The organism is Providencia sp. PROV_01 (genome assembly GCF_053098325.1).
This window is the reverse complement of record NZ_JBRFKD010000002.1, coordinates 2,675,669-2,695,538: the sequence shown is the minus strand read 5'-3', so window position 1 is coordinate 2,695,538 and position 19,870 is coordinate 2,675,669. Positions and strand designations below refer to the sequence as shown.

Sequence of the window (19,870 nt, the reverse complement as noted above, 5' to 3'; positions counted from 1 at the left end):
AAAAAGGCCAAACAGATAAATGTTGGCCATATGTATAGATAGAATCAAATATTACTGTCGAGCTTGCCACTCTTTAGCTGTTATTTTACTAATATCTTCTGTTTTAGTTTCGCCAATTAATTCAATAAATTGTGGTTCAAGAGTTGCATAGTATTTGAAGCCACATTTTTCTTGAGCAATTTTAGATTGTTCGTTACCTTGAAAGTAACCGCACCACAAATTATCTAATTTTAAATCAGTGAAAGCATGGTGAATGATGGCGTTAATTGATTCTGGAATAATGCCTTTTCCCCAGAACGGTACACCAACCCAATAGCTAACTTCTGCGTCATTTTCACCAATAGGAAAATTACTTTCATGGCTGAATGATAAACCAATCAAGCCAATAGCTTGGTTCTCATTTTTTAACGTCACAGCGTAAATTTCATCACGCATAAAAATATTTTTGATAATAGAAAGACTTTCTTCTTCGCTTTTGTGAGTAGGCCAACCTGCGATTGGGCCAATTCTTTCATCTTTTGCATAGAAATATAAATCCGCGGCATCTGTTTCTTGCCAAGGACGCAGTATTAACCTATTTGTTGTAAGTACCATTTTATCATCTCCTCATTACGCTATCTCCTAACTTGAAAGTTATTTTAGGTATTTATAGAAATAAAATAAGGGCATAACTTGTTCATTTTAGGTACTTATAACAACTTATTTGTTATGGTAGTGCGATATGGTGCAAATTAAAGTACAACGATCATGATGCATTTAAAAAATTATCAAATTGATTTGCCTGAAGTCATTCGGATTGGTGAAAGCCATATGGATAAAATGCAATTTAAACCGATTAAAACATCTTATGTGGCGGTTTGTGTGTGCAAGCAAGGATATGCAACATTCAATATTAATTTCAAACGGTATCCAGTACGAAAAAACGACATAATCGTTTTGTACGATGATTCCTTTGCAATGCTACAAGCCAAATCACGCAAATTTCGTTTGGAGTATTGGTTGATTGATAAAAAGCTAGCAGTAGAAATTGCTTATGCATTACCACATCAACTTTTTGCTTTTTTTAATGACTTCCCTGTGATTTCAACGCCATTAGAAAAAGCTGCACTATTTGAAAGCTGGAGATATATTCTTCTAACTATCGTGTCTAACTGGAGTGGTCATGGGCTATTACAATTAAAAAATCATTTGCAAAATTTATTTTTAGAAATTAGTAATCATGCACAACACACTTCTATCAAACCAGAAAATAAAAGCCGCCAAGAGCAACTGTGCTGGCGTTTTTGGGGCTTAATTACGACCTACTGTAAACAGCATAAAGAAGTGAAATTTTATGCGGAGCAATTGTCGATCACACCATTTTACTTATCTAAAATTAGTCAAAGTTTTTTTAAAGACTCACCAAAGGTATTGATTGATAGGCAAGTGATTCTAGAAATAAAGGCATTATTAGAAATTGGTAATTTATCCATTAAGCAAATTGCGGATGAATTAAACTTTGAAGATACATCTTATTTATGTCGCTATTTTAAACGGCATACAGGGATGACGTTAACGGGATTTAAAAAACGCATTGAACAAAAAGAACGGAAAAATAAATAATATTAATGTGGTTCAATCTTTGTTGAGTATTTTTTTATAAATTCAATGAAACAGCGTAAGCGTGGTGAAACAGCTTGGTTACGATAGTAAACGGCATTTATAGGTTGGCGAGTTTTAATGGTTTTCTTTTCTAATACTTGTACTAATTCACCACGAGCGAAAGCGTCTAGTGTGACGAAATCAGCTGAACATAAAATGCCTGCACCTTGAACTGCAAGGTGAAATAAAACTTCGCCGCTAGTGCCTGAAATATCAGGTGAAATCTTAAATAAATCCCCATCATGAGTTTTTATTGGCCAAATATTTAATGAATCAGGTTGAGTGAAGCCTAATAAACAGTGTTGTTTTAATTCTTCAATACTTTCCGGTACGCCATATTTTTCAAGATAATCAGGGCTGGCAACGAGTCGTTGTCGACTAAAACCTAATAAGGTGGCATTGAGTGAAGAATCTTTGAGGACTCCAATACGAAAAGCTACATCAATTCGTTTTTCTAACAGATTTGTAATTCCTTCATAGTTATGGATCTCAAGTTCGATTTGCGGATAAAGTGCATAAAATTGTGGAATCAATGGGGCAATAACATGAGTCAAAAAGGGAGTTGATGCATCTATCCGTAATTTACCTGAAGGAACAGTCTGTCGTATTGAGAGCATATCTTCAGCTTCTTGAGCTAGTTCAACTATTTTTCGCGATTTCTGCAAAAATGCAGCGCCTTCATCACTAAGTTTAATTGAACGAGTTGTTCGGTAGATTAACGTCGTATTTATTTTTTCTTCAAGCCTGAGTAATAAACGACTTACTGTCGATATTGTCATGTTTAATTGCTCTGCTGCTGCGGTGATAGAACCACAATCTACAACGCTAATAAAGGCCTGAAGCTCTTCAAAAGTTATTTTCATTATTGCATATCCGGCAAAAGTTATTTTCACCTTAACGCCTTTTTAATTGAGTATCAATGTGAAAAAATTCTGCTCATTAATAAAAATGTTAATAATTTATTTCAATAAGGTTTTTAAATGAGAATTAACACGGCATTACTAGCATTAGCAATAGGGGCTTTTGCTATTGGAGCAACAGAATTTTCACCAATGGGAATGCTTCCTTATATTGCTGACAATCTTAAAGAAGACATTCCTTCTGTGGGGGTGATAGTGGTTATTTATGCCCTTGGAGTTATGGTTGGTGCACCTATTATGACGCTATTGTTAGTCAAAAGGCGCCCTAAAATAGCATTAGTATTTTTGATGTCGATCTTCACTATTGGGAATGTATTATCGGCAATGTCACCTGATTTGGTGACCCTGTCACTTTCTCGTTTTATTACCAGTTTAAATCATGGTGCATTTTTTGGATTAGGCGCAATTGTTGCGGCAAGCGTGGTTCCTCCAGGAAAACAAGCAAGTGCAATAGCGGCTATGTTCATGGGGTTAACAATAGCCAATATTGGTGGCGTACCTTTGATGACGAAATTAACACAAGTCGTAGGATGGAGGCAGGCATTTTATTTAATTTCAATTTTAGGCATTTTGACGATTATAAGTTTAATTTGGGCTTTACCAAATAACCTAATGGGGACAAAAGTGGATGTAAAAAATGAATTGCGTATTTTACGGCGCCCTCAAGTCCTGTTAGGCATGTTATCTACTGTGTTAGGTGCGAGCGCAATGTTTACGTTGTATACCTATATTACACCAATGTTAATGAATTTTATTCAGGCTTCAGACCAAATGGTCACAATAATGTTAGTGATTATCGGTATAGGCTTTACTGTTGGTAATTATATTGGTGGGTTATTTGCAGATAAGTCACTTTTTAGCACTTTAATAATATTTTTCATTATGTTGGCATTAAGCATGGCTATATTCCCATTTATTGCGGTAAATGCATTTGGTGCGGGTGTCGGCCTAATGGTATGGAGTATTTTTAGCTTTGGTATTGTTCCTCCTATTCAAATGTTAGTCATGAATGCAGCAAAAGGTGCGCAAGCCTTAGCGTCCTCCGTTAATATAGGTGCCTTTAATTTAGGAAATGCCATTGGCGCAGCAATTGGTGGGATAGTTTTATCCTATGGGTATAGCTATTCAATGATTAGTTTTATGGGGGCACTAGTCGCTGTTTTGGGAATTATGGTTATTCTGGTTGTTTTTCGCAAAAAATCCGATTCTAAAATGGAAACTGAAATTGCATGCAGCTAATTTTATTGTACTTATTCTTCATTTGATAATTAATGTAAAATCACCGTTAAGTGGATTAAAAGGATCCCTCGCACGGAATAAATAAAACTTGAATTAAAAAGCAATGTTCGGAGTTTTTTGCAATTGTAGTTTGTCATAATTAATGCAATTAACTAAAGAAGGGCGACATGATGACAACTAAAAATTTGTGGAATACGCCAGAACAGAGATGGCAAGCGGTGGTTGAAAGGAATAAAGCCGCGGATGGTCACTTTGTTTACGGTGTAAGAACCTCTGCTATTTATTGCCATCCGTCTGCTGCTGGCCGTTTACCAAATATAAATAATGTTGAGTTTTTTGATAATGAGCAACAAGCGATTGAACAAGGCTATCGTGCAGGAAAACGCTTTCGGACAGAAACATCACAATTAACCCAATTTTATCAAGAGCAAATTGAGAAAGCTTGTCGTTATATTGAACAGCAAGAGCAAACGGTGAGTTTGGCTGCATTAGCTAGTTACATTGGTATGAGTCGCTATCATTTCCACCGTTTGTTTAAAGCGCAAATAGGGTTAACACCAAAAGCCTATGCGGATGCATTTCGCCATAAAACCTTGCAACAACGGCTTCAAGAAAAAAAACGAATTACTGACGCTATTTATGATGCGGGTTATCAATCAAATAGTCGCTTTTATGAAGCCTCATCTCAACGACTAGGAATGACGCCGAGTGAATGGAAATCAGGAGGGGGGGGCAGTAAAATTTACTTTGCTCTTGCGGTTTGCTCATTAGGGACACTATTGGTTGCACAAAGTCCGATAGGTGTTTGCGCCATTTTGTTAGGGGATGACCCTGAGCAGTTATTGAATAATTTACAGGATAAATTCCCAAAAGCAGAGCTGATTGGAGGAGATGACGGCTTTGAGCAACTGGTTGCTCAGGTGGTAGGTTTTATTGAAGCACCTGAAATTGGATTAAATTTACCATTAGACATTCAAGGCACTGCATTTCAACAACGCGTTTGGCAAGCTTTACGTAATATTCCAGTAGGGGAAACAGTAAGTTACAGTGATATAGCAGAAAAAATTGGCAAGCCTAGTGCCGTCAGAGCGGTAGCTAATGCCTGTGGTGCAAATATGTTAGCTGTCGCTATTCCTTGTCACCGAGTGGTTAAGAGTAATGGTGACCTTTCAGGCTATCGTTGGGGCATTGACCGAAAACAAGCGCTATTGTTAAAAGAAGCCCAGTATAAGGCAGATAATAGTTAATGATAGCTAAGGGGATCACGGGTAACCATAGTATTCATATAATTATTTCTAGTGAACTACCTTAATTAGAATATTTAAAATAAACAGCACCTATATTAATATATAATAGGTGCTGTTTAGTAAACACAATATAGTATCTAGAACTAAAGTTTTACTTTTAGAAGTAACATGCCAATATAAAGAGTTAGTTGAAACCCATTTTCCTGCTAATACTCGTATTTCGCGGCCACAAGGAGGATTTTCATTGTGGGTTGAACATCTACCGGTTGATAGTCGTAAATTACTCGATATTCTACATCGTAATAAAGTCACCGTTTTAACAGGGGAACATTTCTCGACCGGCGGATGTTTCCTTAATCATTTGCGAATAAACTATGCGCTTCCATTAATCGCAAGGCGACGCAATGCAATTAAAATATTAGGGGAAGCATTAAAAGTCACAAGCTTAAAATAATATAAAACCCCTTATTCAGTAGATATGAGTCATGAATAAGGGGAATAATAGTCATTGAATGGTGGGTTTCGGTTGACTATTTTTAGAATAGAATAAGTAAATCACATAGAGAAGTGTAAAACTGGCCGTGTAACCTGTAAAAATCATCCAGAAGGTTTTCCAATCTACTATACCATTGACGGTATTAAGCTCGATAACCCAACCACATAATACCGCCCCTAAAAACGTACCAAATCCATTGACTAATGTGGTGAATACGCCTTGTGCTGTTGAACGAAATTCGGGCGCAATTTCTTTTTCCAAAAATAGTGCTCCTGCGATATTAAAGAAATCAAATGCACAGCCGTATACAACCATGGATAAAAATAATGCCAGTGTACCAATCGCAGTGAAATCACCATAAGCAAATAAGCCTAGTCGTAAAATCCATGCAATCATACTCATAAATAAGATGGTTTCAATTTTGAATTTTGTGAGTAACAGCGGCAAGAGTAAAATAAAGACAATTTCTGAAAATTGCGATATCGATAAAAAGATAGTGGGGTATTCAGAAAAAACCGAGCCTCTAGCTTCAGGCATTAATGCCATATCTTGTAAAAAGGGAACGCCAAAGGTATTGGTAATTTGTAAGACAGAACCTAATAGCATGGCAAAAAACAAGAATACTGCAACTCGCCCCTTTTTAAAGAGTAAAATAATATTTTGGCAACTAAAGCTAGATTTCTGTTCTTTTTTCTCAATTTTACAGGCCTGTGTTGAAATAAAGAAAATAGAAAAGATACTGAGGACCACGGATGCGATCGCACCTACATATAATTGATAAAAACTCATTTCCAATTTTAATAAGCTAATTGTCCACATAGCAACAATAAAACCTACGGTGCCGTAAACGCGTATTTTGGGAAAATAAACATCCGAATCGAGTTTTTTTGCGCTCAACATCTCAAAAACAATGCTATTACAAACGGAAATAGTTGGCATATAAAACATTAGGTGAACTAATGTCATAATAAATAGCAAGGTTATTGAGTCACTATGCGCCATTGCGATCAAAAATACAGCAGAAATAATATGTGAAGCAATATACACCAGTTTTCGGTTATTAATTTTATCTGCAATAAATCCGATAATAATCGGTGAACATAAAGCTGAGATGCCTAATGTACTAAAAATCAGGCCAATTTCACCACCTTTGAAATGTAAGGTATTGAAGAGGTAAGACGCAAAAGTAACCAGCCATGAGCCCCAGATAAAAAATTGAAGAAATGAAACGAATTTCAGCCGAGCAGTGATATTCATGTTTATACACCTTCCGTTAGCCTAAACATGCTTTAATGTAATTATTAAATAAACTGTTCTTTTCAATTAATTTAATAACCAAACATGGAAGCACCCATCTTGTTATTGTTTGAGCATTATAAAATAGTTAATGTGAGTTTTTTTTGATATGGAAGAGGCAAATCATCGATTAGTTGTAGGAATTAGTCCCTTTTTATAGGAGATTTCACGTATCAAAATAAAGATATAATAAAATAAGTGTGAGAATTAACTCTTCTGAATTTAAGATGATTAAATGATAGTTAATATATATTTAACTTAGTCGGTATTACTTGAATTTAATTAATATTTAAGATTTAATAGGCATCTCTTCAGCCTCATACTTTCAGTATGCTATCCCAATTAATATCTCAACATTTCCAGTAGTCAGCTTGACTGCGCCCTAGTGGCTCGCTACCAAAAAACTTACCTCAACTACTTTTTTAAAATTCAAATTTTAAAAGTACCAATCATAAACAATGATTGGAAATTCGATGTATATCAAAACGAGAATATTATGATATCTACTCATTACCTGCTGCTTTTATCCGCAGTAGCGGTATACCTTGTGGGTACCGCAGAATTCATGTTATCGGCGATTTTATCGCCGTTAGCAAATGTTTTTCATGTTCAGCCCGACCAAATTGCTTGGTTGATATCAGCTTATGCATTGGCCTATACCTTGGCAGCGCCTATTATAGGTTTCTTATCAGATCGAATTGATAAACGAAAAATTGTACTCATGGCTCTTTTGTTATTATCACTTGATAGCTTGGTTATTATTTTTGCGCCTAATTTATTGATTGCACTAGTTTTAAGAGGATTTGGTGGATTAGCATCTGCCGCACTTGTTCCGGTTATCTTTGCCCTTATTGCTGATGTGATGAGCGAAAGTAAGCAAGCTGCAGCAATGGGAAACATTATGATGGGAATGACTGTCGGTATTATTACCGGGCCTATCATCGCTGGGGCATTAGTTCAGTATTTTGCGTGGTACGCGCCATTTATTTATACCGCGGTAGGGTGCTTAGTGGTATTCATCATAGGGATATTTACGCTACCTCGTTCACAAAAAGTAACCAGTAAAAAATTATCTTTCATAGCGATTAAACAAAAAGGTATTGTTCGACTTATATTAGCGAAAGGTCTATGGAATGGGGTGTCAGTCTGTATGTTTCTGCTTGCGGGTGAAATATTAAGGCAAAGATCACACTTAGAAAGCGTTGAAGTTGGCAGTCTAATGGGATTATTCGGGGTCGGATTATTATGTGGCAATGGTTTGGTTGCAAGAATAGAGAGGATTAAGACGTCAAATAATACAAAACTCATTGTTATTATTTTAATAATCATGGCTGCGATTATGTTATTTCTTAGTGGGTGGCTTTCGTTAATTGGTCATGGCTTATGCTTAACTATTCTTGGGGGGATGTTGGGATTAGCATCTCCCATAAGTACCTCAATGTTAGCAAGGCAAAGTGCAGAGAATAAAGGTTTTGTCTTGTCGATATCCGAGAGTGTGAACAACTTGGTTTTATTATCTGCACTACCCGTATTTTCTTTATTTTTTTCGAAAGGTCACCTTGTGATTTCTATGATCATGATTGTTATATTCTTGAGCTCCGCTATTTTTTTAGTTTTCCCGACAAGACAGAGAAAAGACAGAGAATAAAAAGATAGTAGATTGCTTATTTTTCTCCACCGAAAATGGTTTTTCAGTGGAGAAAAGAGTGCTATTGGGCAACTAATAGTTGTTTCTTTCTTAGATGCATTCCATTTAACATGGATAGCCAAGCTAAAAATGTAATAAACATAAGAATAATAAAAATAAAATAGGGTGGAAGTTCTGTTAATACAACCCCTGTTAACATCGGATTAAATGCACCACCAAGCAGCCCTAAAGATTGGGCCGAAAAGTAACTAGCCTTCATTCCGTCTGGTGCAATACTATCAATCAGCATATATTCACCAGGGGCATAAATTAATTCACCCAGAGTGAAAATAAAGGCACCAAGAGCCCAAAGGTATAAATTTTCATGGGCATACATAAAGGTTGCCAACCCTAAAATAAAAAATAGACTGCCTAATGTCATTAATTTTCTTAAATTATCTGGGGTGATGCGTTTTCCGACGGTATATTGCAACGTCACCACGACAATCGCATTCACAGGCAAAATAACACCAATAACCACTTGAGCGAAATCACTGTCCGCTACAGTAATGGCGTACTGGGATATCCAAGTCGTAAAAGTACCGAAAACTAATGAGCCTAAAAACGTTGATAAAATAAACCAAGCTAGCACTTGGTCTCGTAGCATAGCGACAGGGTTCCATTTACGGACTTGGCCTTCTCCTAATGGTGTCGGCTTTATGCTCTGTACAAACCTTTGTATAAAAAATATCGGAAAAGCGGCAGAAATTGCGGCTAAATAGAATGGCAAGTTAATACTATACATTAATAACCAAGTACCAATTGGTGGTCCAACGGTCCAGCCTATATTAATAAAGGTATAGTTTAAGGAAAATATTTTTGCTTTTAATGCAACGGTGAGGGTATCTGCGAAATACGCTTTTAGTACCGTAGAGAATACGGAATAAGAGCAATTTATTAGTGAAAAGAAAATAATAACTAAAATTGCATTATTAACGATAGGTATTGCAATAAACCCACAAATAAAGGCGATAACAGCAAATAACATACAGCGTTTTTTGTCTACGCGGTCAGCTAGCATGCCAAAACCCATGCTAAATAAAACACCGACTACCATAGCCATTGACATTGCAACACCAACAATATCAATAGCCATTTTATATTCACGGGTCAGGTAAATAGCCATGAAGGGCAATGTCGCACCACGCCCAATAGTTAAGAGCAGTGACGATGCAAGTAATGCACTGTTTGATATATTAAATTTAGATAACATGGCACACAACCTAACTCATTAATTGTTGTTATAGATTTGTTTCAGACGTTCTGTAAGCTATAAAATACCTAAATTTACTGCGGTGAGATATGGTGATTAATGCTCAAAATTGAAAACAATATTTTGCTGATGCTAATGTACCATTCTCAATTAAAAATCTGGTAATATGAAATACAATCTTGATAATTAAATGTTATATGCTGTTGTAATCACCAAGAATTTAAAGTGAGTTATAAGGCGAAGGAATCTTGACGTTAAAATAGAAAAAGGTGCAATTTTGCACCTTTTCGAAAGAAGTAAACATTATAAAGCGGCAGTATATACTCGGCGGCTAATATCTAAATTAATATCTTGGTGCTCACCTAATTTCACCATACCATGTGCAGCCAAGCTATTGACTAAGGGCTCAATAACATCTTGATTCAGCTGGTAGTCACTGAAACGAGTACCCACTCGCATTTTTTCAAAGAACTCTCGAGTTAACTCAATGGATTTGAGTGCTTTCTCTTGTTCTGTACCTGACGTAATTCCCCAAACTCGTTCGGCATATTGCACTAATTTGGCCTGTTTTTGGGCTAATTTTTCTGTCAGCATGGACGGTAGAACAATCGCGAGTGTTTGTGCATGATCCAAACCATACAACACAGTAATTTCGTGACCTAACATATGGGTAGACCAGTCTTGTGGAACACCAACACCGATTAAACCGTTTAAAGCCAATGTGGCTGTCCACATTAAATTAGCCCGAATATCATAATCTTTCGGAGTCTCTAGCGCTTTAGGTCCAATTTCGATTAATGTCTTCAATAAACCTTCTGCAAATGCATCTTGTACATAGGCATTTACTGGATAAGTCAAATATTGTTCAATCACATGAACAAAAGCGTCAACGACGCCATTACTGATTTGACGAGCCGGTAAGGTATAGGTTTTGACTGGGTCAAGAATAGAGAACTGAGGAAATACGTGGTCACTCATAAATGCAAGTTTAGAGTGTAGTTCTTCACGAGTAATCACAGAACCTTTGTTCATTTCAGAACCTGTAGCAGGTAATGTTAATACAGTTCCAAACGGTAGCGCAGTATTTATGGTAGTGCCTCTATTGGTGACCACTTCCCACTTATCACCTGGATAATTTACCGCTGCCGCAACAAATTTAACGCCATCAATGACCGAACCGCCACCAACAGCCAGCAAGTAGTCAAAGCCTTCCTTTTCAATTTTATCGACCGCTTTTATCAAGGTTTCATAACGAGGATTAGCTTCAATTCCACCAAAATGATCGAATGTTCGAGATCCTAAAGCTTGCTCAACTTCATTTAAGGTTCCTGTTTTTCTTGCACTTTCACCGCCAAATAAAATAAGAACCTTAGCATTTTTAGGGATAACTCGGTCAAGTTCACTGATTTTACCTTCACCAAACATGATACGAGTGGGGTTATAAAATTCGAAATTGTTCATATATGGCCTTCGCAGAAAGTAGAAATGAATCCAAATAATTACATGCATATAATATAATTACAAGTAAACATAATATAATCATTAAAATGATTGTGTATCATATCGATTTGATGGCTTATATTTTAATAGAGAAATTATCTTGAGCGTTGTTAGTTGTAGTTAATCTTAATTGTTTTTTTATATATTTTACTGATGTGGCAATCTTGTTAAGTTGAAGATGGGTTTTAATTTGACAAGGAATGAAAATTTAGATGATAAATATAAATGATAAGAAAACTAATGATGAAATAATTAATAAAGATGATGATTTTATATTTTTAACAGAACACATAGATGGCAGCCCATTAGTAGGGGAGCAGTCCTCCGAACTTAAAAATATATCTAACTGGTTTAATCCTATAGATGAATTCACAAGGCTTACAATTTTTCATCATTTAATGAGTCGGCCTACAAGTGACTCGACATATAATTATCATGTTTTAATCCAAATAGGAGGTGATGACTCAGCAGCTAAATCAACGGGGAGATTATTAGCAAAATTTCCTAGTAATTCACTTGTTATACAGTTTGATATTAAAAATGAACAGTGGAAAGTACTACATGGTGATTTACAAACTCAAGTTAACGGGAAAATACGTTGGGCGGTTATTGGCCATGGTCAATATACTGGACGTAACCAGCAAAGCCACCTTGAAGGGTACCAAGCTTACCAACTTATTACAGGTTTGAAGTATCTTAAAAATGATGTACTGAAGGCATATCCACCTAATAAGATTGTTTTGGCAGGCTGCCAATTAGGACGCGGGGGGGTAAATGAAAACTTTGTTTTTAGGGCAAGTGTCGAATTAGCTAAGTATGGAATATACCTTCCAGTAGTAGGTTATAATCGACCTATCGGTATCACGAGTGACAGTAAAAAAATAACTTGGCCATATAATTTAGCAGGGGAAAAACAGTCTACTAAAAATTGGCGGTTGGAAATTAATATTAACCAAATTAACCAACAGAGCTATATTAATGGAAAGCATGCCAGTTTATATTTTATCGATGAGCTAAGAAGTGGTGAGTTAGAAGTTTGGCAATTAATCAAAGATGAGCATTCTACTGCTATGGATATTTTTAGGGATCCAAATAATGAGTATAAAATCGATATTGATTTGATTAAAAAAGTGGCTTTTAATCATGATGCATACGCTATTTTTAAACAGAAGTTAAATGCGAAAGATACTCAATTTAATAGTGATTTTAGAAGTGAACTAATTCGTGAATATGAAAATGTTGGAATATTAGAAACACCATTATGGTTAATGATTAATAAAATCAATGTGAATGCTAATCCGCAAAAAATCAACGATACTGTCAAAATTATTATTCGCTCAGGAAGAGGCGTTGTAGGCAAAAAATATGCTGAAGATCTCGTTAATGAGCTCCCTAATAGCACATTATTGTTTCAATTAAACCCGAATACAATGGAATTTTTCTCAGAGTATGGCGACATAGAGCATTTACTAAAAGTAACTAAACAACAGTGGATATTAATAGACAATATTCATTCTGAACCTGGTTTTATTCAAAACTATGCAAACTCATTAAATGTGTTAAAAACAAGATATGGTTTTAAAATGCCAGAAAATATTATTCTATATTTAACCGATAAAAAGGCACTTTTGACAAAAGAAGAAAAGGTGATTTTTGGCGAGGAGTTAACGAGTAAGCTAAAAACAAATGGGATATATACTAAAGTTTTTTTTGAAAATAATTTTGAACCAAGACATAAAATAAAAGCATTACTTGAAGATATTAGTATAGGTAATTTACTAGCAGAGCATATTGATATTAATAAACATCTTTATTTAAAAGGGTATTTTACATTCCAAGATGGAAGTGTCGATAAGAACAAAATAAATATTGCAGCATATGACCCCATTATCAGTAAAAAAATTAATAAAATTTGTGACGCTGAGAATGAAAATGATTTCTCTCATATGTGGAATTCAATATTTATTGATGATGACACCACTAGGATTAAACAGCAAGCTATTGAAGTAAAAAATATTTTGGAGTTTTTGAGCCTCCAACCTGAAAAAATAAACTACTTAGGTAAGCAGTCTATAAAACGTTTGAGTGAGCTATTCCCTAGTGGGCAAGGCTTTAATCATGCAGAAGTTTTAAAACTAGTCCAAGATCCAATGAAATTAAGAAAATATAATCAATATATTGATGATTTTTTAATCCTCTATATAGATATTAAAACTCCATTTGGAAACGAAAAGTCATTAAAAAAAGAATTTAGATTAACTTTAGATTTACATGAAAAACGAAAATCGAATTATGCAGCATTATCTCAGTTATCATATAAAATGGGGTTCAATGTTACAATAAATAAATTGCCAGTTGAAATACATTCATTTGAGAATATCTGCTTTTTACGTTTTTTACAGTATAGCAATTTAACTGACGAACAAATTTTGCAACTTAATGAAAAGTTTGAGGTTTTAACCAAGCTAACACGGAAAAAAGAATTAAGTAATATTACCAATAAAGAGCAAGAAGTGCTCAATAGATTTGATGAAATATATCAATCGAATCTTGATTTATTAGGAGCTGTTTCTAATGAAATTAACGAGCAATCTCACATATTATTATTTGATAATATGGAAAATAATCAGATTATCACTTTTCAAAGTGATAAGGAAATATATACAATTACAAGCTATTCACGTAATGATAAGTATTTTTTGACTTTATCTGATACGACAGGTGTCGAACTTGTTATTGGCCATTCAGAATTTAATCAGGCAAAGAAACACTTATCTAATGTTTTTAATGATTATATTAACCAAGAAATAACGCAAGAGGATGGCTCAGTATCAACCAGAGGAAATATTGCGGGATTTAAGCACAAAGTAGGCGAAGCCTTGTTTGGTGAAGTGCAAATCATAAATACAGAGAGTGAAGCATACCTCAGGATGCGGCAAAGCATAATGAGTGAGCTAGATATTTTTTTTAAGTCATCAGCAATATCAGTGATTGATGATACGGAAGTTACTTTTGGCGAGCAGGTAACATCATTAAATAAACTTAGAGATATTGGGGCAACAATAAATGGTGAGCCACTAGATTTTAAGCATATTCAGGTACTTAACTGGGAGGGGGATGTTAAATTTAACCCTGATAAATTAGCCTTCCAACTAACCTTTTTAACTGAGGATCTAAAAGATACTAATCTCATTAAAATGCTTAATAAGAGTTTGCAAAATGACCAAATAACACGACGCATTGATGTTAACTCAGAGATCCAACCACGGGCAGTACTACATGAACAATTGCAAATTATTCAGGGATCACAACTTGATAATCAAGCAGGTGTAGATAAAGCAGTGGGGGATTTACGGCGCATCGGCATGAAATTACCAGCCTATGCCAAAATAGTTAATTATTTCGGACAAGGAATCGGTTCGACAGGGATATTTTTAACGATCAACTCTGTTTACCAGTTGATTGATGAATTAGATAATCCTGCTCTATCAGAGCAAGAAAAAAGGGAGATACAGAAATACCTTGATTTGGCCTGTGCAAATGCATTTTTTAATTATGGGGATATGGTCTTGCAGCCCATTTTACTTAAGCTGGCTTACAAGCAATACGGGTCATTTAATGTATCATCAAAAATTACAGCTCGTATTACAATTATATTTAATTTAATTGGAATGGGATTAGATATTTATCAAGCTTGTGAAGCATTTGAACAACTAGACAGGGTTACAAATGATAAAGAGCGCCAAGACTTAATTGTGAATGGTTCTTTGTCAATTGCTAACATTATTGTGGGTGGTGTAACTATAATTGGTATAATCATTGGCTCATCGGTAATACCTGTCGTTGGTTTAATTGTTGCGGGTTCCTTATTAATTGGAGGGATGGTATATACAGGTATTCGCGCAGTAGAAAAAATTGAAGATGAGCTCGGTGAATCTCTATGCTGGGATGAAAAAGCCAGAGAAGGTATTCGTGCTGCACTTGGTTTCCCTCCTTCAGACAACATATTAAATCGATTTAGTTATAAACAGCATTTAGCACACTTCAAAAATATAAATTGGCAACAAGATTTAGATATGTTCAAGTCGTCATTTTTATATCAGGGTTTCGATGAACACTTGCAATTGGTTGGTAAACCGATCCTTGTTGAACATATCAAACATTATATTTATTATAGAAATAACTCAAAAATAATTAGTAGTGTAGAGTTTGTGGATGTGGATAGCCGTGGACCTCTTAGTCATATTGATAGTGATGAAATAGGGCCTTACTATACCATCGAACAAATTAATTTTATTCGGGAAAATTATCATTATGATTCTCAAGATAATCGTTGGATAAAAAGCTTTCAAACACAGAGAGTCAATGAACTGAATTTTAATTATCGTTTTAGACTGGTGAATAAAACGCCTCCTATCGCGTATAAGAATATTGGCGAGGAGGTTGCCAATGACATTCTTGTGCTTAATCCTGAATATGATAGTTTATTACTAAAACAATTTTTACATAAAAACGAGCTAACTACTTCTTATAACATAAAGAAAAAACAGTCAGTTGCTACACAACTAAGTTCCTTATCAGCATCAGAGCTACGGCTATTTCAGGCTAGAAATAATTATACCAATACGATCCATCCTGATATAAATAATGATATTAGAGTGAATAGACTAGGAGAAGAGTTTTTAAACCAGCCTATTGATATTGCAAGGGAATTATTAAGTGAAAATCCTAGGGTTATTTATGAAGGTATGCAAAATATTGGTTACCGATATGAAAATGAAGCCAAACAAAAAAACATTAGTTTTAACCCAGGGAATGGAATAGATGTTATCGTTGGGAAAAAAAATTCAAAAAATTTATTTAACATCAATGCAGGGAGTAAATTTCTAGTAGGCGGCGAAAAAGATGATATTACAAATTTATCATTATTATTTGATAATAACATTGAAGAAATTAACGAAATTTATTTTGATGGTAATGGAGGGAATAATAGTATAATCATTAAAGACTTTCCATCCAACAGTAAAATAGATATCGATTTGAACAAGGAAACGTCAGAGGTGGCCTTCATTAATCATAAAGTTAAGAAGATTCATTTGCACAATGTTAATGATGTGATGCTAATTGGAGATAGCTCTACGACAACAGAATTATTAGGTAATAAAGAATCCAACACATTAGATGCAGGGGCAATGATTGCATTTATTCAAGGTATGGAGGGGGATGACCATTTAATATTTGAATCAGGGATAGTCAATGGTGGAGAAGGCGATGATAACTATTTTCTACGTCGTGTTGACTGGCGCAATAATCAAGATGAATTAAATGATGATTTATTAGAATTATCAGCTGTAATTATTGAAAAAATACAAGGTCAAAGTCGAGTGAATTTAGGGTATATGTTAAGCGAAATAAAGGGGGCCAGTATTTCGGGTAATGATCTCATATTAACTATTGAAATGAAATTGGAAGAGCCAGAAACGAAAATTTTAACACTGAATGTTACTTTAAAAAACACGTATAGAATCGATAGTAATGGTAGGGGAATATTTCACAGGTATCAATTATATACAAGGGACGGATTTGTATTAAATACTAAGCTAAATAATTTGGATTTAAGTGCTTCACACATTATAAGTGAAAATATTTTCAATATTACTTATCAGGGTGGCGCTAGCTCTACAATGAGTATTGATGAGAGTGAAAAAACAATTTCAGTTGATAATGAAATATATGATCAACCTTTATGGGGGGATTTTAAATTTCATGGGTTAGCGAGTAAGTTAGAGTATAAAGGAGAGAATAACGATGGCCACCTTTTAATGGTCAGTAGAAACAGTTATATTACAGTTACTAAAGGAAGAGATGTTTATCAAGTTAACCCAGATCAGATTTTTCAAGGTAAAATCATTTTTGACTTTTCAAATATTAAACCAGAAATGGAAAATGAGTTTGATATGACCATTTTATTACCTTATGAGAATGGGTTTGATATCAAGGCATTGGGAAAATCAATATTTTTATATGATAAATTCAGTAATGAAAAAATTGAAATTAGCTTCATTAATTTATCATACCAAATAAGTAAAGAAATTCATATTAAAGACGGTCATGGAAATTTATTTAGGATAAAAATGGGGCAGGATTCTTATAACATTGAACCAATTGAATTTTTGGAATTACCAACAGTAAATAATGATTACATAAAAATCCCTAAGGGATATAATTTCCGTTATCCTATTTTAGATACAAACAATGGTGATGACCTAATTGATGACAACAGCATGATAGGGAATATCATAAATTCAGGAGATGGTAATGATATTATTATTTCAAATGGAGGAGGGAATGTTTTGTATGGAGGTAACGGTGATGATTATGTATATGGTGGTGAAAATAGTGATTTAATTCTATCTGACTTGGGTAATGACAAACTTGATGGACAAGGAGGAAATGACCACTATTTAATTGATGGAAGTAAAGGGGGCGGTAATACAGAAATATTAGATCAAGTGGGATTTAATAATATTCATTTATTTAATTTTAAAACACAGTATGAGGTCATAGACGAACGGGAAGAGACTTATCATATTTATACATCGCAATCTAATTTGCGTACAGTCAAAGTAAAAATGCCCAAAAATAATGAAAATAGCAATAATCAAGTCTGTCATCATCAGCGGTTACCCTCCCATATGCCCGCCCATATTCATAATGATGGAATGGCACATTTAGTTCGCTACCTTGCTGAACAGCGTCAATATAAAAAAGAATTAACGCCAGAACAGATTTGGCACCCTATGGATGAGTTTAAAAATTTTTCTAACGAGTTAAACTTTTCATCAATTATTGATACAAAGACAAAAAATATACATATTAGTGAAAATACGCCATTTAGGCGCTTGTTTATTCGAACAAAAGGACCAGAACAAAAAGTTTGGGATAGAAGTGGAGTCGGGCGGGTATTTAAAGCGCAAGCGGTAACTGGAGCCATTTCAATTCCAGATGGTATTTACGGAAATAATGTTCTTTATGCATCAATAAGTGATACCAATTTATATGGTGGTGAAGGGAATGATGTCTTCATTTCTAATGGTTCAAATGGGTTGTTAACAGATGCTAGCGGAAAAAATAGTTTTATTATCAATGGCGAAATTGTAGGCTGGAATTCGTTGTATAGCCTTGGCGGTGAAAACACGATTTACCTAATTAATTTTAATAAGGACGTTATTCGAGAGGAACCTGACCACCGAAGTAATGCAACTCGATATACTTATACTTCAGATCAGGGACGTAGTGTGAAAATATTTCAGTATCCGAATACGATAGCTCCCACTGTAGTTCATGTGCAGTCTTTAGAGGGGCAAAATGAGCATTCCACCCAACAAAAATTAAATCATTTAGTGGAGACGTTAGCGACACTACGCCTACAAGACGAAGAAAACTGTATTGGTATTCAGGATATTGAATATTTACAGAAGAATTGGGAGCCCACCAACCTTGTTGATAATTATATGAAAAAAGCAAGTTAGAAAGGAGACGTAAACCACAAGGCTCCAAAATACAGAGATTTTTGTGGTTTTTAAGTAATTATTTAGCCCAAATCATCTTTATCTACAGAGTGTTGTACTAAAATAGTGTGAAAATTAATGCTAGAATTTAACTATTAAATATAACAATTTTTAAATAAGTTATTTTTGTTGTAACGGGAGAGTGTAGAGCAATGAGACGTTTTATTAGTTTAGAGCTGCCTCCTGAACCCATAATTAACGGTCAGTGCGTAAGAAAACGCCTGAAAAATAGCATCTGTGATAATTGTGCCATCAGCTGCCCTGTTGGCGCTGTGTCATTTAGCCATATGGATGCAGAAATTAATAATGAATTGTGTTTTCAATGTGGTAATTGTTTATTTGCTTGCCCTGTCGATGCTATTGAAAATATCAAGCCTCACGAACGCAGCTATCAAGGGGAGTTTCTGATAGTAAAACATGACGAACCCATTGCGAATGCGGACGAACTGATTGTTTGGCACCGGCAATATGGCATTCGTGGTATGCAAATTGCTGAACCCTGGGTTGATAAATGGTTGCCAACGATTGCGGCATTAAATTTAAAACTCAAAATATTACAAGAACCTATTTGGCAATTACGTATTGTTCAGCCTGAACAAGTCGATAGCGGTCGTCGGATGATGCTATTTCGTCAAAAATTGGATTCAAAGCCGTTAGATAAGGGCCAGGTGAAAACAGGATTAAATGCAAGAAAACAATTTTACCCTGAAGATAGCTGGTTTAAGGTCGAATTAGACACAGAAAAATGCATTCTTTGTGGTGCTTGTGCCAAGATGTGTGATGAGCATGCGATAGAAATTGAAAATAACCAATTTTTGATAGATGAAAAACGTTGTACTGGTTGTATGAGTTGCCAAGTCGTTTGTTTTCCTAAATCTATCCATGTACAAGCATATACAGCCAAAAATAGCGTACCAAAAATTTTCCATTATTATGATGCGCAGTGTAATACCTGCCATTTACCTTTTTCTTCTTGGGAAGAAAATACCCATATTTGCCCAATTTGTGCGCAGCATAAGAAACAAGGGTGGTTATAATAGTAACTAAGGCTCATTTTCAG

At 34.9% G+C, this 19,870-nt stretch carries 12 protein-coding genes; 7 read left to right on the top strand and 5 right to left on the bottom strand.

Features of this window, described 5'->3' with window-relative positions; genetic code table 11:
* Positions 1-51: 51 nt before the first annotated feature.
* Positions 52-594, bottom strand: a complete 543-nt coding sequence (locus ACU696_RS13070; protein ID WP_004910874.1) for a GNAT family N-acetyltransferase — start codon at positions 592-594, stop codon at positions 52-54.
* A 153-nt stretch (positions 595-747) separates the two neighbouring features.
* On the opposite strand from ACU696_RS13070, the gene ACU696_RS13065 reads away from it, so the two are divergent.
* A complete protein-coding gene (locus ACU696_RS13065) occupies positions 748-1,602 on the top strand; it encodes a helix-turn-helix domain-containing protein (protein ID WP_109912217.1) in 855 nt (284 codons plus the stop codon).
* Positions 1,603-1,604: 2 nt separating this feature from the next.
* Here the strand turns inward: ACU696_RS13065 and ACU696_RS13060 are convergent, their stop codons facing one another.
* The gene (locus ACU696_RS13060; RefSeq protein WP_109912218.1) at positions 1,605-2,504 is read right to left on the bottom strand and encodes a LysR family transcriptional regulator; all 900 of its coding nucleotides are present in this window, start codon (positions 2,502-2,504) and stop codon (positions 1,605-1,607) included.
* Positions 2,505-2,621: 117 nt separating this feature from the next.
* On the opposite strand from ACU696_RS13060, the gene ACU696_RS13055 reads away from it, so the two are divergent.
* The 3 genes from ACU696_RS13055 (at position 2,622) to ACU696_RS13045 (ending at position 5,501) form a co-directional block, all read left to right on the top strand.
* The gene (locus ACU696_RS13055) at positions 2,622-3,800 is read left to right on the top strand and encodes an MFS transporter (protein WP_109912219.1); all 1,179 of its coding nucleotides are present in this window, start codon (positions 2,622-2,624) and stop codon (positions 3,798-3,800) included.
* Positions 3,801-3,970: 170 nt separating this feature from the next.
* Positions 3,971-5,047: a bifunctional DNA-binding transcriptional regulator/O6-methylguanine-DNA methyltransferase Ada gene (gene ada, locus ACU696_RS13050; RefSeq protein ID WP_109912220.1), complete on the top strand. Its 1,077-nt coding sequence runs from the start codon at positions 3,971-3,973 to the stop codon at positions 5,045-5,047.
* A 244-nt stretch (positions 5,048-5,291) separates the two neighbouring features.
* Complete coding sequence (locus ACU696_RS13045) at positions 5,292-5,501, top strand: hypothetical protein (protein ID WP_004910885.1); 210 nt, start codon at positions 5,292-5,294, stop codon at positions 5,499-5,501.
* Between the two features lie 51 nt (positions 5,502-5,552).
* Here the strand turns inward: ACU696_RS13045 and ACU696_RS13040 are convergent, their stop codons facing one another.
* On the bottom strand, positions 5,553-6,800 hold the full coding sequence (locus ACU696_RS13040) for an MFS transporter (RefSeq protein WP_209101508.1): 1,248 nt from the start codon (positions 6,798-6,800) through the stop codon (positions 5,553-5,555).
* Positions 6,801-7,335: 535 nt separating this feature from the next.
* Between ACU696_RS13040 and ACU696_RS13035 the strand changes: the two genes are divergently transcribed.
* On the top strand, positions 7,336-8,487 hold the full coding sequence (locus ACU696_RS13035) for an MFS transporter (protein ID WP_109912222.1): 1,152 nt from the start codon (positions 7,336-7,338) through the stop codon (positions 8,485-8,487).
* 61 nt (positions 8,488-8,548) lie between these two features.
* Here the strand turns inward: ACU696_RS13035 and ydeE are convergent, their stop codons facing one another.
* Both ydeE and ACU696_RS13025 read right to left on the bottom strand, forming a co-directional pair.
* Positions 8,549-9,739, bottom strand: coding sequence for an efflux MFS transporter YdeE (ydeE, locus tag ACU696_RS13030; protein ID WP_447343121.1), 1,191 nt, complete (start codon positions 9,737-9,739; stop codon positions 8,549-8,551).
* Positions 9,740-10,042: 303 nt separating this feature from the next.
* Positions 10,043-11,200: an iron-containing alcohol dehydrogenase gene (locus ACU696_RS13025; RefSeq protein ID WP_109912223.1), complete on the bottom strand. Its 1,158-nt coding sequence runs from the start codon at positions 11,198-11,200 to the stop codon at positions 10,043-10,045.
* 251 nt (positions 11,201-11,451) lie between these two features.
* Between ACU696_RS13025 and ACU696_RS13020 the strand changes: the two genes are divergently transcribed.
* On the top strand, positions 11,452-18,771 hold the full coding sequence (locus tag ACU696_RS13020; RefSeq protein WP_209101511.1) for a C80 family cysteine peptidase: 7,320 nt from the start codon (positions 11,452-11,454) through the stop codon (positions 18,769-18,771).
* Positions 18,772-18,962: 191 nt separating this feature from the next.
* A complete protein-coding gene (locus tag ACU696_RS13015; RefSeq protein ID WP_109912225.1) occupies positions 18,963-19,847 on the top strand; it encodes a DUF362 domain-containing protein in 885 nt (294 codons plus the stop codon).
* Positions 19,848-19,870: the final 23 nt, after the last annotated feature.

Coding starts and splice junctions, on each gene's coding strand:
- ACU696_RS13070 (WP_004910874.1), bottom strand. CDS start 594: ATGGTACTTACAACAAATAGGTTAATACTGCGTCCTTGGCAAGAAACA.
- ACU696_RS13065 (WP_109912217.1), top strand. CDS start 748: ATGATGCATTTAAAAAATTATCAAATTGATTTGCCTGAAGTCATTCGG.
- ACU696_RS13060 (WP_109912218.1), bottom strand. CDS start 2,504: ATGAAAATAACTTTTGAAGAGCTTCAGGCCTTTATTAGCGTTGTAGAT.
- ACU696_RS13055 (WP_109912219.1), top strand. CDS start 2,622: ATGAGAATTAACACGGCATTACTAGCATTAGCAATAGGGGCTTTTGCT.
- ada (WP_109912220.1), top strand. CDS start 3,971: ATGACAACTAAAAATTTGTGGAATACGCCAGAACAGAGATGGCAAGCG.
- ACU696_RS13040 (WP_209101508.1), bottom strand. CDS start 6,800: ATGAATATCACTGCTCGGCTGAAATTCGTTTCATTTCTTCAATTTTTT.
- ACU696_RS13035 (WP_109912222.1), top strand. CDS start 7,336: ATGATATCTACTCATTACCTGCTGCTTTTATCCGCAGTAGCGGTATAC.
- ydeE (WP_447343121.1), bottom strand. CDS start 9,739: ATGTTATCTAAATTTAATATATCAAACAGTGCATTACTTGCATCGTCA.
- ACU696_RS13025 (WP_109912223.1), bottom strand. CDS start 11,200: ATGAACAATTTCGAATTTTATAACCCCACTCGTATCATGTTTGGTGAA.
- ACU696_RS13020 (WP_209101511.1), top strand. CDS start 11,452: ATGATAAATATAAATGATAAGAAAACTAATGATGAAATAATTAATAAA.
- ACU696_RS13015 (WP_109912225.1), top strand. CDS start 18,963: ATGAGACGTTTTATTAGTTTAGAGCTGCCTCCTGAACCCATAATTAAC.